This window comes from Roseburia sp. 1XD42-34 (assembly GCF_009917385.1).
Taxonomy (GTDB): Bacteria; Bacillota; Bacilli; order Bacillales; family Amphibacillaceae; genus Virgibacillus.
Genome location: NZ_QWLJ01000014.1, coordinates 12,655 through 29,956, shown reverse-complemented (window position 1 = coordinate 29,956; position 17,302 = coordinate 12,655). Strand labels below are relative to the sequence as shown.

General features: G+C 38.4%; 12 protein-coding genes. 11 read left to right on the top strand and 1 reads right to left on the bottom strand.

Annotated elements, in window-relative coordinates; translation table 11 throughout:
- The first annotated feature begins 261 nt into the window (after positions 1–261).
- The 7 genes from dnaN to D1839_RS09875 all read left to right on the top strand — a co-directional run bounded on the left by dnaN (position 262) and on the right by D1839_RS09875 (position 10,292).
- Complete coding sequence (gene dnaN / locus D1839_RS09905) at positions 262–1,398, top strand: DNA polymerase III subunit beta (RefSeq protein ID WP_120379742.1); 1,137 nt, start codon at positions 262–264, stop codon at positions 1,396–1,398.
- A 1,080-nt stretch (positions 1,399–2,478) separates the two neighbouring features.
- Entirely contained in the window at positions 2,479–2,706 is a 228-nt protein-coding gene (yaaA, locus tag D1839_RS09900; RefSeq protein ID WP_120379741.1) for a S4 domain-containing protein YaaA, read from the top strand.
- A 187-nt stretch (positions 2,707–2,893) separates the two neighbouring features.
- Positions 2,894–4,006, top strand: a complete 1,113-nt coding sequence (recF, locus tag D1839_RS09895; protein WP_120379740.1) for a DNA replication/repair protein RecF — start codon at positions 2,894–2,896, stop codon at positions 4,004–4,006.
- Between the two features lie 16 nt (positions 4,007–4,022).
- On the top strand, positions 4,023–4,322 hold the full coding sequence (gene remB, locus D1839_RS09890; RefSeq protein ID WP_120379739.1) for an extracellular matrix regulator RemB: 300 nt from the start codon (positions 4,023–4,025) through the stop codon (positions 4,320–4,322).
- A gap of 37 nt (positions 4,323–4,359) precedes the next feature.
- Positions 4,360–6,264, top strand: coding sequence for a DNA topoisomerase (ATP-hydrolyzing) subunit B (gyrB, locus tag D1839_RS09885; RefSeq protein ID WP_207667422.1), 1,905 nt, complete (start codon positions 4,360–4,362; stop codon positions 6,262–6,264).
- 123 nt (positions 6,265–6,387) lie between these two features.
- Positions 6,388–8,892, top strand: coding sequence for a DNA gyrase subunit A (gene gyrA, locus D1839_RS09880; protein ID WP_120379737.1), 2,505 nt, complete (start codon positions 6,388–6,390; stop codon positions 8,890–8,892).
- Between the two features lie 332 nt (positions 8,893–9,224).
- On the top strand, positions 9,225–10,292 hold the full coding sequence (locus D1839_RS09875) for an HD-GYP domain-containing protein (RefSeq protein WP_120379736.1): 1,068 nt from the start codon (positions 9,225–9,227) through the stop codon (positions 10,290–10,292).
- A 542-nt stretch (positions 10,293–10,834) separates the two neighbouring features.
- On the opposite strand, the gene D1839_RS09870 is transcribed toward D1839_RS09875, so the two are convergent.
- Positions 10,835–11,788, bottom strand: a complete 954-nt coding sequence (locus D1839_RS09870; RefSeq protein WP_120379735.1) for a YaaC family protein — start codon at positions 11,786–11,788, stop codon at positions 10,835–10,837.
- Between the two features lie 221 nt (positions 11,789–12,009).
- On the opposite strand from D1839_RS09870, the gene guaB reads away from it, so the two are divergent.
- From guaB to pdxT, 4 genes are all read left to right on the top strand, one after another.
- Positions 12,010–13,479 carry an IMP dehydrogenase gene (guaB, locus tag D1839_RS09865; RefSeq protein WP_120379734.1) on the top strand — a complete coding sequence of 490 codons (1,470 nt, stop codon included), beginning with the start codon at positions 12,010–12,012 and terminating at the stop codon, positions 13,477–13,479.
- 955 nt (positions 13,480–14,434) lie between these two features.
- Positions 14,435–15,766, top strand: a complete 1,332-nt coding sequence (locus D1839_RS09860) for a serine hydrolase (RefSeq protein WP_199690058.1) — start codon at positions 14,435–14,437, stop codon at positions 15,764–15,766.
- Positions 15,767–15,803: 37 nt separating this feature from the next.
- Positions 15,804–16,688: a pyridoxal 5'-phosphate synthase lyase subunit PdxS gene (gene pdxS / locus D1839_RS09855; protein ID WP_072741520.1), complete on the top strand. Its 885-nt coding sequence runs from the start codon at positions 15,804–15,806 to the stop codon at positions 16,686–16,688.
- Between the two features lie 18 nt (positions 16,689–16,706).
- The gene (gene pdxT, locus D1839_RS09850; protein WP_120379733.1) at positions 16,707–17,285 is read left to right on the top strand and encodes a pyridoxal 5'-phosphate synthase glutaminase subunit PdxT; all 579 of its coding nucleotides are present in this window, start codon (positions 16,707–16,709) and stop codon (positions 17,283–17,285) included.
- Positions 17,286–17,302 lie beyond the last annotated feature (17 nt).

The window sequence follows — 17,302 nt, the reverse complement described above, 5'->3', positions numbered from 1 at the left end:
ACTGCAGAATAAGCATACCTTTATTTGTTGTCCCAATTTAGCTTGTGCACACTGTGGACAAGTGTTGCTTGCTTATGTACACATTATCCACATGTGAATAACTTGCCTTAATTACTTATTTAGTAGTTATCCACATATCAACAAGCCTTATTACTATTATTACTGTTTTTATTAAAAATAATTAAATATATGCATGGATACAGAAAAAAGTTAAACCTATTAACAAATGCATAGTAAACTTCCATTAGGAGGATCAAGTATATGAAATTTATTATTCAGCGAGATCAATTGATGGCAGCTGTTCAAAACGTGATGAAGGCTATTTCGTCTCGTACGGTTGTTCCTATTTTAACGGGTATTAAATTGGAAGCAAGAGTGGATGGGATCACGCTTACTGGTAGTGACTCTGATATTTCCATAGAATCTTATATTCCAGCAGAAGAAGATGGAATCGTTCATGTAGATCATATTGAAGAGGGAAATATCGTTTTACAGTCCAAATATTTTCCAGATATCGTTCGCAAACTACCAGAACAAACGGTTGAAATTGAAGTAGATGAAAATTTAAAAGTAACGATTAAATCTGGCAAAGCAAAATTTAACTTAAATGGACAAGATGCTGAAGAATACCCACAACTCCCTAAATTGCAAACGGATGATAGTTTCGAAATACCAATTGATCTTTTAAAAAGCCTCATTAAGCAAACTGTTTTTGCTGTTTCAAGCATGGAAACAAGACCTATTTTAACTGGAGTGAATATGAGATTGACCGATCAAACGCTCACTTTTTCTGCTACTGACAGTCATCGGTTAGCTTCACGGACAGTTCCAGTAACAGAAACGACCAATGAATTCTCTAATGTTGTAGTTCCAGGTAAAAGCCTAAATGAATTAAACAAAATAATTGATGATAGCGAAGAAAAAATTCAAATCAGCGTAACGAGTAACCAAATTTTATTCCGGACAAAGCATTTACAATTTTTATCCAGATTGCTAGATGGAAATTACCCAGAAACATCACGTTTAATTCCAGAACAAAGTAAAACCGTTTTAAATGTAAGGACAAAGGATTTATTGCATACGATTGATCGAGCCTCTTTATTAGCAAAAGAGGAGCGTAATAACGTTGTTCGCTTAACAACAAAAGAAAACAACCGGGTGGAAATAACGAGTAACCATCCGGAGATTGGAAATGTAACAGAAGAAGTGTCTATGTCCTCGATGGAAGGCGAGGATCTAAAAATTTCGTTTAGTTCAAAATATATGATTGACGCATTAAAAGTAATCGATTATGAAGAAGTAAAAATTGCCTTTACTGGCGCAATGCGTCCATTTATTATCCAGCCTGTAGAAGATGATTCCATTTTGCAGCTTATTTTACCAGTACGGACGTATTAAATATTTAGCCATTTCATTAAAAAAATGCTGTTATATCACTAGAACGACTGATAAAAAACGAACAATAGCATCACCAATTGCGTATACGCAAGTTTTTATTGGTTGGCAAATAATATAGAATCCTATAGAAAACAGCGGAAGATACCTCAAAAAATAATTTTGCTGCCTGAGACTGTACATGCGGAAAGCAAAATATTTTGACTTAGCGATGATGAGAATTTTTTATGATGCTATCCCCCCTTAAGGTGACAGATTAAAAAATAAAAAATCTGTTTTAACTAAGGGGGGAGTTTTTATATCCCATTCTCATTATTCATATTTATAAAAAAATTATTGAAGAAATGCTGGTAGTGGAGTGACAACAGACTGATGGTTATAGAAGAAACTTTTTGAACAAAGGCGCAAGCGCCCGGTTAGCAACGTAGTGACTGGAGCGAATCAACTAAAGTTTTAGGAATCATGCCACTAAAACAGGGGTATGCCGACGCCTGAGCGGCAAGCCCGTATTTAGTCGGCCTTCCTCTTAGCTACAACTAATGATGACTTATCGTAGGGAGATTCGTGAAGTCGCTGGACGTGGCTTATTCGGTTATTTCTTTATCTCCAAGCACTTCGATTTACACTTTCTTATCTTAATTAAAAACATCCCTACGAAAGGATACGCAAAAACAGCTTCTTAAAACGTATTTAAGGCTCGATACAGTGTTTCTTTCAAAAAAGAAGTAGGATGCCTTTCCTTATAGGCAAATCTTTAGTAAAATAGGAATATGAGTGATTGAACGTCATTGCATTTAATTAAATTAGATGGAACGAATCAACTAAAGTTTTACGAATCATGCCACTAAAACAGGGGTATGCCGACGTCTCGACGACAAGCCCATTTTTAGTCGGCCTTCCTCTTAGAGGTGAACCGGTGATGATTTAGCGGAGGGCGCATTTCTCAAGTTGCATCGTTGCTGGAATCATGCGCCGGACGTGGCTATTCGGTTATTTCGTTATTCCCAAGCACCTCATTTTATAGTTTCCTAACTTATAACAAAATGGAAACCCCTTTTAAAAAAATGAAAACGAGTGATATAGATGTGTGAAAAAATAAAGATCCAAACAGAATATATCCAATTGGGTCAATTTATAAAACTAATTAATATTTTAGAGTCCGGCGGTATGGTGAAAGCCTATTTACAAGATGTTGGTGTACTCGTAAATGGAGAGCGTGAACATCGCCGCGGAAGGAAATTATATAATGGCGACATGGTGGAAATTGGTGAAGTTGGTTGTTTTCAAGTCGAACAAGCAAAAGAAGGATAAAAGTATAAAAATCAGCCTTTTTCTCGCTAACATGCCAATGCTAAAAATAGAAGCTGGCTTCTCTCCAAAATTGGTACACACAAGCTTTTGAACCTTTCATGAAAATAACGAGAGTTAGTTCTTAATCATGTGAGACTTTGAAATACCCGCTAGATGAATTATTCCCTGTATTAAAAGAGGATGAAACATGCATATACAACAACTCCAATTAAAAAATTATCGGAATTATGAAAGTCTAGATATTACGTTTGATCACACTATCAATGTGATCATAGGCGAAAATGCACAAGGAAAAACAAACTTAATGGAGGCGATCTACCTGTTAGCATTTACAAAATCCCACCGCACACCTAGGGAAAAGGAACTAGTTAAATGGGAAGAAGAATATGCTAAAATAGAAGGTAGTGTCTCCAAACGAAAGCAATCCTTTCCGCTGGAAATTGTTATTTCAGCAAAGGGAAAAAAAGCAAAATTAAACCGAATAGAGCAAAAAAGGTTAAGTGATTATATAGGAGCGTTTAATGTAGTAATGTTTGCTCCAGAGGATCTGACCCTTGTCAAAGGAGCACCACAAATTCGCCGTCGATTTATGGATATGGAGCTAGGTCAAATTCAACCACGTTATATTTATCACTTAGGACAATATCAAAAGATCCTTAAACAGCGAAACCATCTATTAAAACAGTTACAGCGACAATCTAATCAGGATCGAACGATGTTGCACGTTTTAACCGATCAACTTATTGAACATGCCGCAACTTTATTAGAAAGGCGGTTTGTTTTTTTGAATTTACTAAGAAAATGGGCTCAGCCAATTCACTATGGCATAAGTCGTAATTTGGAAACCTTAGATATTGCCTATTCTCCAACAATAGAAGTATCAGAAACAGCAAAGAAGGGAAAAATAGCAGATATATATAGTCAGAAATTTATTGATATGGAAGAGAAAGAGATTGATCGTGGAACTACGCTAATTGGTCCCCACCGTGATGATCTGCTATTTTATGTGAATGGTAAAGATGTACAAATATATGGTTCACAAGGTCAACAGCGCACAACTGCCTTATCTGTTAAATTAGCAGAAATAGAATTGATTTATAACGAAGTTGGAGAATATCCGGTTTTACTGCTTGATGATGTATTAAGTGAATTAGATGATTATCGTCAATCGCATTTATTACAAACGATTCATGGAAAGGTGCAAACCTTCGTATCAACAACAAGTGTTGATGGTATCCACCATGAAACATTGAATCAAGCTACTATTTTTCGTGTGAAAGATGGAAAAGTAGAAACATAAATACGGGGGTATCGTCATGTTTATTCATATTGGAAATGATTATGTTATACATTCCAATGATGTTATTGCCATTATTGATTATCATTTAATTTCATCATCGACGATTATGGAGGAATTCATGTCAGCAGCTTATACAAATCATAAAATAAAAGGTCCACAAGAAGAAGCAAAGTCCATCATGATAACGAAAGATCAAATTTATTATAGCTCTTTGTCTGTATCCACGTTGAAGAAAAGAGCGAGTATGATTTCAACGATCAGTAAGCTTGATGATTTTTCAGACGATATAAAGGAATTGGAATCGGAAGAAGTATAGAAATGGAAGTGAAAACATGTCAATGGAAGATAAAGTCATGAAGGAACAGGCGTACGATGCAGACCAAATACAAGTTTTAGAGGGTTTGGAAGCTGTACGAAAACGACCTGGAATGTACATTGGTTCTACAAGTGAAAAGGGGTTGCACCATCTTGTATGGGAGATCGTGGATAATAGTATTGATGAAGCTTTAGCCGGTTATTGTGATCATATTGAAGTGACTATCGAAAAAGACAATAGCATTACGGTTAAAGATAATGGACGTGGCATCCCTGTTGATATTCAGAAAAAAACAGGTAGACCAGCTTTAGAAGTCATTATGACTGTACTTCACGCTGGAGGGAAATTTGGCGGTGGTGGTTATAAGGTTTCTGGAGGACTTCATGGTGTTGGTGCTTCTGTTGTAAATGCGCTTTCCTCAAGCTTAGAAGTCTCTGTTCATCGCGACAATAAAATTCATTTCTTAAGGTTTGAGAAAGGTGTTCCACAAGGGGAAATTAAAGTCATTGGTGAAACAGACATTACTGGTACGGTAGTGCATTTCACACCAGATCCATCTATTTTTGATGAAACAACAGAGTATAATTTTGATACATTAGCACAGCGGTTACGTGAGCTAGCATTTCTAAATAAAGGACTTACCATTACCATTGCAGACAACCGTAACGAAACAGAACCCGTCAGCTATTGTTATGAGGGTGGTATTTGTTCTTATGTAGAATTTATCAATCAAACAAAAGAAGTATTACATGAACCTTTCTACGCAGAAGGTGAAGAGCAAGGAATCTCTGTAGAAGTAGCGATCCAGTATAACGACGGCTTTATGAGCAATTTATATTCATTTGCCAATAATATTCATACGTACGAAGGTGGTACGCATGAATCTGGGTTTAAAACAGGATTAACACGTGTGATAAATGATTACGCGAGAAAAAATAATTTATTTAAAGAAACTGATCCGAATCTGTCTGGTGAGGATGTCCGTGAAGGATTGACAGCGATCGTTTCGATAAAACACCCGAATCCTCAGTTTGAAGGTCAAACGAAAACAAAGTTAGGTAATAGTGAAGTTCGAACTGTAACTGACTCTATTTTTAGTGAGTTATTTTCAAAGTTTCTCTTTGAAAATCCAACCGTAGCTAAAATAATCGTAGAAAAAGGGCTAATGGCATCAAGAGCCCGTGATGCAGCTAAAAAAGCTCGTGAATTAACACGCAGAAAAGGTGCTTTAGAGGTCTCCAACTTACCTGGTAAATTAGCAGATTGTTCATCTAAGGATGCATCTATTAGTGAATTGTACATCGTTGAGGGTGACTCCGCTGGTGGTTCAGCGAAGCAAGGGCGAGATCGCCATTTTCAGGCTATTTTACCATTAAGGGGAAAAATTTTGAATGTGGAGAAAGCCCGTTTAGATAGAATTCTATCCAACAATGAAGTACGCTCGATTATTACAGCGCTAGGGACAGGCATTGGCGAAGACTTTGACATCACCAAGGCACGTTATCATAAAATTGTCTTGATGACAGATGCTGACGTGGATGGAGCTCATATTCGCACATTACTACTCACCTTCTTCTATCGTTATATGCGACCGTTAATTGAGCATGGTTATATATACATTGCACAGCCGCCGCTTTATAAAATTCAACAAGGAAAAACTGTTCGTTATGCATACAACGACAAAGAAATGGAGCAAACATTAGCGGAATTGCCAAAGACTCCTAAGCCTGGATTACAGCGTTATAAAGGGCTTGGGGAAATGAACGCAACGCAGCTTTGGGAAACAACAATGAGCCCCGATACACGCACATTACTGCAAGTTGAATTATCTGATGCTATTGATGCTGATCAAATATTTGATGTGCTAATGGGAGATAAAGTAGAGCCGAGACGAAACTTTATTCAGGAAAATGCACAGTATGTGAAAAATCTGGATATATAGGCTAGCAATTTATAAACCAAATTTACTTTTTATAGGCCAATGATAGGCTTGATGAAATGGCTCGGAACTCAATGGTAAATGAAATTCTGTTTGGATAGATGAGTAAATGGAGGTAGTCGTAAAATGGCGGATCAACAACGTCCAAAAGTACAGGAAATTAATCTCGGACAAGAGATGCGTACATCGTTTCTGGATTATGCAATGAGTGTTATTGTTTCTCGTGCATTGCCTGACGTCCGTGATGGATTAAAGCCTGTACATCGAAGAATATTATATGCAATGAATGATTTAGGCATGCATGCAGATAAAGCGTATAAAAAATCGGCACGTATTGTCGGAGAGGTAATTGGTAAATATCATCCACATGGTGACTCGGCTGTTTACGAAGCAATGGTGCGGATGGCACAGGATTTTAGCTATCGGAATATGCTAGTAGATGGACACGGGAATTTTGGTTCAGTTGATGGTGATTCAGCAGCAGCCATGCGTTATACAGAAGCAAGAATGTCAAAAATCTCCATGGAATTAATACGAGATATTAATAAAGACACAATTGATTATACCGATAACTATGACGGCTCGGAAAAAGAACCAGTTGTTTTCCCTGCTCGCTTTCCTAATTTATTAGTCAACGGTGCTTCTGGTATTGCTGTAGGTATGGCAACGAATATCCCACCGCATAATTTAGGAGAAACGATTGATGCTGTACTTGCCTTAAGTAAAGAACCTGATATAACTATTGAAGAACTGATGGAGGACTATATTCATGGTCCTGACTTCCCAACAGCGGGACAGATTCTTGGCCGTAGTGGTATTCGCAAAGCGTATGAAACAGGTAAAGGCTCGATTACCATTCGTGCAAAAGTTACAATTGAGGAAACAGCAAATGGTAAACCAAGAATTATTGCTACAGAATTACCATATCAAGTAAACAAAGCGAAATTGATCGAAAAAATTGCCGAGCTTGTTCGAGATAAACGGATTGATGGAATTACGGATTTGCGTGATGAATCAGACCGTGAAGGATTAAGAGTAGTTATCGAGCTTAGGCGTGATGCCAATGCGAATGTTGTATTAAATAATTTATACAAGCATACAGCATTGCAAACAACGTTTGGCATTAATATGTTAGCACTTGTAGGTGGACGTCCAAAGGTGTTAACCATAAAACAATGTCTTGAACATTATTTAGAACATCAAAAAGTGATTATTAAACGCAGAACAGCATTTGAATTACGTAAAGCAGAAGCTCGTGCACATATTTTGGAAGGATTGCGTATTGCGTTAGATCATTTAGACGAAGTTATAACGCTTATTCGTAACTCCAAGACAACAGATGTAGCTCGTAACGGATTAATGGAGCGGTTTGATTTATCTGAGAAGCAGGCGCAAGCTATTTTGGATATGCGTTTACAACGTTTAACTGGTTTGGAACGGGAAAAAATTGAAGATGAATATAAGGAATTAAAGAAACTAATTGAAGAATTAAAAGCGATTCTTGCAGATGAAGAAAAAGTATTAGAAATCATCCGTGAGGAGCTTACCGAAATTAAAGAACGTTTTAATGACGATCGACGTAGTGAAATAATCATTGGTGGTAGTGATTTCTTTGAGGATGAGGATTTAATCCCAGAAGAAAATATTGTCATTACGTTAACCCATCAAGGTTATATTAAACGTCTTCCTTCCTCCACGTATCGTACGCAAAAACGCGGTGGCCGCGGGATACAAGGAATGGGAACGAATGAGAATGATTTTGTTGAACACCTCGTTTCCACTTCTACCCATGATACGATTTTATTCTTTACCAATAAAGGAAAAGTATACAAAGCGAAAGGGTACGAGATTCCTGAATTTAGTCGAACGGCGAAAGGGATACCAATTATTAATCTTTTGCAAGTTGAAAAAGGGGAATGGGTCAATGCAGTAATTTCTGTTAATGACTATCGGAATGACCAGTTTCTATTCTTTACAACGAAGCATGGTATTTCGAAACGTACGTCCTTAGCACAATTTGCAAACATCCGCAAAGGCGGGTTAATAGCGGTAGGTCTTCGTGAAGAAGATGAGCTTATATCGGTTCGTTTAACGGACGGAACAAAGGATATTATGATTGCGACGAAAAATGGCTACCTTATTCGTTTTCCTGAGAAGCAAGTCCGTCCTATGGGAAGAAATGCAGCCGGTGTAAAAGGAATTTCGCTACGAGAAGATGATGAAGTTGTTTCTATGGAAATCCTACAAGAGGATGCAAAAATTCTCCATGTAACCAATAAAGGTTTTGGTAAGCAGACACCAGAATCAGAATATCGGATTACGAATCGTGGCGGAAAAGGAATTTTTACTTGTAATTTAACCCAAAAAACGGGACATGTCGTAGCAGTGAAGGCAGTGTCTGGAGAAGAAGATTTGATGTTAATTACGGTTGCAGGTGTGCTCATTCGTATTCCTGTAGAAAGTATATCGATAACAGGTAGAAATACGATGGGGGTTCGGTTAATTCGTTTGCATGATGAGGAAGAAGTAGCAACGGTTGCTCGGATTGATCCAGATGAGGACGAAGAGGAACAAGAAATTATAGATCATGAAAAAGAAGCATCAGAAGAGCCAGAAAGTAGTAATGAATAAAATGCTGATGCGGTGGCTAACGAACCATTTATGATGTGTAAATAAAATTGCAAATGGAGGGCTTCGGATGCCCTCCGTTCATGCATGTACCCTTCATTTAAATTATTGTAAAAGCGATTACATATAACAATTAGTTTGGCTTTTTTCATCCTAGGAATTGTTATTATCGAGAGGACCCTTAAAGGTTTCTGGACATACCGTTAGATCACACGATTTTCCATCAGGGGTACAACATTACAGAATAGAAAGGCAGGTCTTGCTGCCAGTTATATATGCGTTACATGTATTATAAAGATACATGAACTTTACTCATTTGGGAGGGGGAGTTCCACATGCGGGTGAAATCCAATGAATTGTCGCCAGGCTGCGTCTTGCTTCGGGATGTAAAAGGAAAATCACAACGTCCATTAATTCTTAAAAATACAGTGATTACGGAGGAACATATTACGGTCCTGCATAAATTTTTAATTGAAACAGTAGATGTTTCTCCGAAAAAGGCTAGTGGTGAAACATGGCGTAATGATAATGAGAAAACAGAACAATCCATACAACCTGCCACTTCTTTTGAAAGGCATTATCATTATATTGTGCACCAATATAAAAAAATGTTTGCTACATGGCAGAACGGTGCCGGGGTTAATATTACAGAGGTACGGGCTTTATTTTTACCAATATTAGATAAAATGGAAGAAGTTAATAAGTTTGTATTTAAGTTACATCAATATGCTAAAAAAGAAGATTATTTATATCATCACCATATAGCGATGGCTATTTTAGCAGCGTATGTAGCATATAAATCAGGCTACCCAAAAGGAGAATGGCTGCAAATAGGCTTAGGAGCTTTGTTAAGTGATTGTGGAATGGCTCGTATTTCTCCAGAAATAGTTCAAAAAAAGTCAACGCTAAGTGAAGTAGAAATCGAAGAAGTAAAAAAGCATCCAACGTACTCCTATCGATTAACAAAAAAACTACCTATTTTGAAATCAGAAATAAAACAGGCTATTTTACAGCACCATGAACGCCTGGATGGTAGTGGTTATCCATCAGGATTAACAGAAGGAAAAATTAACCGTTATGCACGTATTATTGCTGTTTGCGACACGTATCATGCAATGACAAGCGAACGATGGTACCAGCAAAAGCAGTCCCCATTTCAAGTGATAGAAGTACTGCAAAAAGAACAATTCAGCAAACTTGATCCAGAAACCATTCAATCATTTATCCAAATCATGACTCATTTTTCCATTGGGACAAAGGTAAGGCTATCCAATCAAAAATTAGCAGAAATCGTATTTACCGATCGCCATAAACCGACGCGTCCCATGGTTCGCTTAGATGAAAATAAGCAAATTATTGCTTTAGAAAATCATCCACAGCTATTTATTGAAGAATTATTGTAATTGAATAAGGAGCGTTCTTCATCCCCTACCAATTGGTTAGCCTGATAACGGTATGACCTTAAAGGTCTTTAAACAAAGTTGGATAGTTCACTTACAACTGGAGCTCACGCTTTCCACTAAGGTTCCCACGTAGTAGAAAGAAAACGGAGACAAAAGCATATTTATTAAAGTAAAATCGATGAATGATACTTTAACTCGCTCCGGAAATATATAATTGGAAGCTGACACGGTTTCAGTATGTGCGATGACTTCTGCTCGGCGCTGTGAAAAGGATTCATAACAATTCACGGATTGCCTTAGCTATTTCAGGAACGCTTTTATCCTCCATCCATGGCGATCGCGATGACATTTCGAATTAAATCTTTTGTCGTCGTTCCGCCGAGCGGCTTTTGAGCCTCATCACGCTAACGGACGGCCGTCGTCTCACCGATGCCTTTCCTCCCGTAGGAGTCTATATCTATTTCCGGAACAAAAAAAATGACTACGCCATTCGCTTTTGAAATGAAGCATCATTATCTTCTGACTGCAGTTACATGCATGAACTAACTAAAATCACGCTTTTGCTTATATAATTCAGCGGTCAATAAATAAGGTATTTTATAAGCCGTTACTTGTAGGAATTGCATAATATATGGAAAATCGGTATCAGGTTTATTGACAAAGAGATCGCCCCACCATTCTGTTTCATAACGACCAAGCATACTTAAATTGTAAAGTATCAAATAGTGAACCATCACTTCATGAATCGGTAAATAGTCTTCCCGATGGATTGGAAAAAATAATTGTTTTGATTGCTGATGCATAAAAAAAGGGCCGTGCGGTTTCGTAATAGGATGTTCTACCTCCATACGAATCATTTGCTGATCTGAGTCTATATATTTAATCGGCGGCAAATAAGTCCGAATGCGCTGAATAAAAGCAGTTTCCGTTAGATGGTAGTTATCCAACAGACTAATTGGGAATTCAAACAGCGGCGATGAAAGTCTTCCTACCGCAACTAAATGTGGGTGGTGATCCAATTGAAAAAGAGCTTGCATTTCTGGAATAAGAGCCAGCAACCCTTGCATGCTGCGTTTTTCAAAAGGAATACGTTGCTGATATAAGTGCTCTGAAAAATATGGGAATAGTCCATTATGCTGTATTTTTACTTCATCATACAGAAAACGGTAATTTTTTTTCTTCTTTTTCCTTGCTGTCACGCCGTGAGCTAGCAGGTTGGTAGATTCTGGGTATTCAGGTCGCCTTGTCAACAAGCAAGCCTTAATTAGATGAACCATTCCATAAAAATACAGAATTGGTTGCATGAATGGTTCAGATTTCCCCCCTTGCGTATAAAAACGTTTCCCGTGATCCAAGTAATAGAGAAAGGCGTTACAATTTTCATAACTCTTCATTTCCGCATCTGCCACATTGTGTTGCACATAGCAATGATGCAAATAGGATTGGACGGTCTGCTGTGATTGTAAATATCTTAAAAAAACATTCTCTATACTCATATGAAACAACCTCATAACTGTGCAAAAATTTTGAATCCATTTACTTTTTATTTCCATTAAAATTGGGTTGAAAAAGCCGCTCTATTGGCGTATCGTATATAAAAATAGCTTTACTATTAGTTTGTCTAAGTACGGATATACCATACATGTGATTTTTCATCACATATGGTTATGCACAGGAAACAGGTTACAATTTTAAATCTAAAAAAGGAGGATAACGGATGCGTGAAGATAAGTTTGCTAAAGAAGGTATAACATTTGATGATGTGTTATTGGTGCCGGCCAAGTCCGAAGTATTACCAAAGGATGTGGATGTAAGCACAAAACTAACGGATAAAATCAAATTGCATACACCACTAATGAGCGCAGGAATGGATACAGTGACAGAGGCAAGCTTAGCCATCGCGATGGCTCGTCAAGGCGGTATCGGGATCATTCATAAAAATATGTCCATTGAAGAACAGGCGGAACAGGTGGATCGCGTGAAACGTTCTGAAAGCGGCGTTATTACAAATCCATTCTTTTTGACCCCGGAGCACCAAGTATATGATGCAGAACATCTGATGGGGAAATTTCGCATCTCTGGAGTACCAATTGTAAATAATGTTGAAGAACAGAAGCTGGTAGGTATTTTAACGAATCGTGATCTCCGTTTTATCCAAGATTATTCGATAGCTATTTCCGATGTTATGACAAGTGAACAGCTTGTGACTGCTCCAGTTGGTACCACTTTAGAGGAAGCGGAAAAAATTCTGCAACAATATAAGATTGAAAAGCTTCCACTAGTAGATGGAAACGGAATATTAAAAGGACTTATTACTATTAAAGATATTGAAAAGGTAATTGAATTTCCTAATGCTGCAAAGGATGCACAAGGTAGGTTATTAGCTGGAGCTGCAGTAGGTGTTACTGGAGACGCTATGAAACGGATTGAAAAGCTTGTTGAAGCAGGTGTAGATGTAATTGTGATTGACACCGCCCATGGACACTCTAGTGGGGTAATTGAACAAGTAAAAGCAGTGAGAAGGATGTATCCAGATTTGGATATTATTGCTGGAAATGTGGCAACAGCGGAAGCAACAGAAGCCTTAATTGAAGCTGGAGCCTCCATTATTAAAGTAGGAATTGGTCCTGGGTCGATTTGTACGACAAGAGTTGTAGCCGGTGTCGGTGTTCCACAAATTACTGCCGTTTATGATTGTGCAAAAGCTGCAGCAGCATATGGTGTACCTGTTATTGCAGATGGGGGCATTAAATACTCAGGTGACATTGTAAAAGCTTTAGCAGCAGGAGCACATGCTGTTATGCTTGGAAGTATGTTTGCAGGGGTTACCGAAAGCCCTGGAGAAACAGAAATTTTTCAAGGCAGACAATATAAGGTCTATCGAGGAATGGGATCTGTAGGGGCAATGAAGGCAGGCTCTAAGGATCGTTATTTCCAAGAGGATTCAGAAGTTAAAAAGCTTGTCCCTGAGGGGATTGAAGGTCGAGTAGCTTATAAAGGACCGCTAGCAGACACCATCCATCAATTAGTCGGTGGTCTTCGTTCTGGTATGGGGTATTGCGGTACGCCGACGATTGAAAAATTACGTCAGGATGCACAATTTGTACGAATTACAAATGCCGGTTTAAGGGAAAGTCATCCACATGATGTGCAAATTACCAAAGAAGCACCAAACTATATTGTATAAGTACGTAAACAAAAACGAGGTAAAAAGGATCAAGTTCAGCTAAAGACTCGAGCGTCCATAAAAAGAAAAACACTTTTTAGTGTGCAATGTAGTGCTGACGGAGTTTTTCTTGACAGATAAGAAAGTATAAAATGAGGTGCTTGTAGATAACGAAATAACCGAATAGCCACGGGCAACGCATGAGCCAGCCACGAAGCGACTTCACGAAAACAGCCCTACGAGAAGGTCTCATCGGTTCGTCTCTAAGATGAAGAACGACTAAAAACGGGCTTGCCGCTCGGGCGTCGGCATCCCCTGTTTTAGTGGCATGTTTCCTAAAACTTTAGTTGATTCGTTCCATTCGCTACGTTGCTAAAAGGGTAACCCCGCGCCTTTGTTCTCCTGTTCAGGTGTCTATACTACCCGTCTGTCTTTGTGATATTGGGTTAGCGGTGAAACTTTGAGTATCGCGCTTGTCCAATGATGTATTGATTTCTATGATTGCTCACAAGACGTGGGCGATTTTAGTAGAAGATCTTATATGTCATACAGATACATGATCATTATAAGTATAGGTATCCTTGAAAACCCATTTTTACGCAGGAAAAGGGATAATCTATTTCCAAAGAACGCAAAAATGGGTAAATAGAAACGTCGATGCGTCATTATTCATACATTTTTTTGAACAGTCTGTTATGAAGATAGAAACAAAAAAATAGATGTGGGATACATCCCCATCTATTTTTTTATCTTTTAATATGGTAAAATATCTAAGTGCACGAATAAATGTGTACGCTATTTTTTATGTGTATGTTCAAAAAAGAAAGACCGATATGATGGGTAAGGGATCTAGCAAGGTTACTGTTGATAGTAGAATCGCTGTACATAATTAATACTGTCAACCATATCGGCAGCAAACTTTTTGGACATCCACTTATAGAGAAAAAGGTTAAACTACAGTTGGGGGTACAAGAAAGTGAAACATGTTATTCAAAAAAGTTTCTTCATTTTTCTAGCAGCTGTTGTAATGGTGTTTTTCATAGCAGTACAGCCATTATCAATTCAAGCTGCAGAAGTAGATCTTGAAGCAGAATCTGCTATCTTGGTAGATGCAAATACAGGGAAAATTCTATTTGCTAAAAATGCAGATAAATTGTTTCCTCCAGCTAGTATGACCAAAATGATGACAGAGTATTTAGTATGGGAAGCTGTTGAAAAAGGTCAAATCAGCTGGGATACAACAACACAAATTAGCGACTACCCATACAGCATTTCAGCAGATTCAACTTTCTCCGGAATTGGATTGAAGCAAGCGAAGGAGTATAAGGTAAAAGATCTCTATCATGCTATGGCGATTTACTCGGATAATGCGGCTTCCATTGCTCTTGCTGAGCTTATTGCAGGTTCAGAAGGAGAATTCGTCAAATTAATGAATAAAAAAGGCGAAGAGATGGGACTCAAGGATTTTGAATTTGTCAATTCAACTGGGATTGAAAATGAATCGTTAGGAGACAATCATCCAAAAGGGACAGACCCAAATGGAGTAAATTACCTTTCTGCAAAATCTGCTGCTTTACTAGCCTACCATCTTATTCAAGATTATCCAAAGGCGTTGGAAATTTCAAGCAAGCCGACTGTGAATTTTGATGGTCAGGAGCTTCGAAATATAAATTGGATGCTGCCGCATGAGACGTCTAATTTAAAACAGTTCTATTATGAAGGCGTAGATGGTTTAAAGACAGGTTATACAGATTTAGCAGGGTATACTTTTACTGGAACTGCCAAAAAGGGAGATCGTCGCTTAATATCTGTTGTGATGAAAACAGAAAGTGAACCAAAGCGCTTTGAACAAACTGCTAGATTATTAGATTATGGTTTTCAAAAATTTGAAGGCACGGAAATTTTCCCTGCTGGATATCAACTGGAAGATAAAGCCACTCTTCCAGTAGCAAAAGGAAAAAAAGATGATGTGCGTATATCGATCGCAGAATCTGTAACTTTACCGATTAAACCAGATGAGAAAGATTTATATGAAATAGAATATACGATTGATAAAGACAAATTGAATAAAGATGGTGAATTAACCGCCCCTGTTAAAAAAGGTGAAAAAATCGGCACAGCGCAAATTACTTATAAAGGTGAAAATGACTATGGATACATCACCAAAGATAGTAATAGCACAGTAGATATCGTAACCGATAGCGCTGTCGAGAAATCCAATTGGTTTATGTTAACAATGAGTGCAATAGGTGATTTCTTTGCTGATCTATTCCATACAGTGGTAGACTGGATTAAAGGTTTATTCTAAGAACATGTGATGAGAATAAGATTAGGGGGAGATAGCTTTGTCAAATATAGGAACAGACCGTGTAAAACGCGGCATGGCAGAAATGCAAAAAGGCGGCGTCATTATGGATGTTGTCAACGCAGAGCAGGCGAAAATTGCTGAGGAAGCAGGAGCAGTAGCCGTTATGGCACTGGAACGTGTGCCCTCCGATATTCGGGCAGCCGGTGGGGTCGCTCGAATGGCAGATCCGACTATTACAGAGGAAGTACTTGGAGCAGTATCCATTCCAGTAATGGCAAAGGCACGGATTGGGCACATTACGGAAGCTCGCGTGCTAGAAGCAATGGGTGTGGACTATATTGATGAAAGTGAAGTCTTAACCCCTGCTGATGATATTTATCATATTAATAAATCAGATTTTACAGTTCCGTTTGTTTGTGGATGCCGAAATCTTGGCGAAGCTGCCCGTCGTATTGGAGAGGGCGCTTCTATGCTGCGAACGAAGGGAGAACCTGGTACAGGGAACATTGTAGAAGCTGTACGCCATATGCGTCAGGTGCAGTCAGAAATTCGTATGTTAACAGCAATGTCTCGTGATGAGGTCATGACATATGCAAAGGAAATCGGTGCGCCATTTGAATTATTACTCGAGATTCGTGAAGAAGGTCGACTACCTGTTGTTAACTTTGCAGCAGGAGGTATTGCTACTCCAAGTGATGCAGCACTTATGATGGAATTAGGAGCTGATGGTGTATTCGTAGGCTCTGGTATATTTAAATCAGCAAATCCAGCTAAATTTGCAAAAGCCATTGTTGAAGCAACAACACATTATCAGGATTATAAATTAATCGCAGAATTATCCAAAGATCTTGGAGAGGCGATGAAGGGTCTTGATATGGGAACGATTGAGGCTCATGATCGGATGCAAGATCGCAGCGAGTAAGGAAGAAGGCATTTTCTTATGACAACGATTGGTGTACTGGCATTGCAAGGAGCAGTTCGTGAGCATATTCGATGTATTCAAGCATGTGATGCTCAGGCAATAGAGATAAAAAGAAAAGAACAGTTAGCGGAAATAGATGGTTTAATTTTGCCAGGTGGTGAAAGCACGACTATTGGACGGTTAATGGATAGCTATGGACTTTTCACGGCCATTCAAGATTTTGCACGTCAAGGTAAACCAATTTTTGGCACATGTGCTGGAATGATTATCATGGCTAAATCGATTCAGGGACAAGCAAAAGCGCATCTAGGTCTCATTGATATGACAGTTGCCCGGAATGCATTTGGTCGTCAAGTGGCAAGTTTTGAGGCAGAAATCAACGTGCCTGCTATCGCGAACGACTTTCGTGCAGTGTTTATTCGTGCGCCATATGTAGTGGAGGTAGGAGACGATGTGGAAATTCTTGCTACGTATGAAGAACATATTGTCGCTGTTCGTCAAGGACCATTTATAGCTACAGCCTTTCATCCAGAACTAACGGATGACCAGCGGTTAATTTCCTATTTTATGGATATGGTAGCTCAAGCCAAACAATAATTTATTTATGCCAGTTG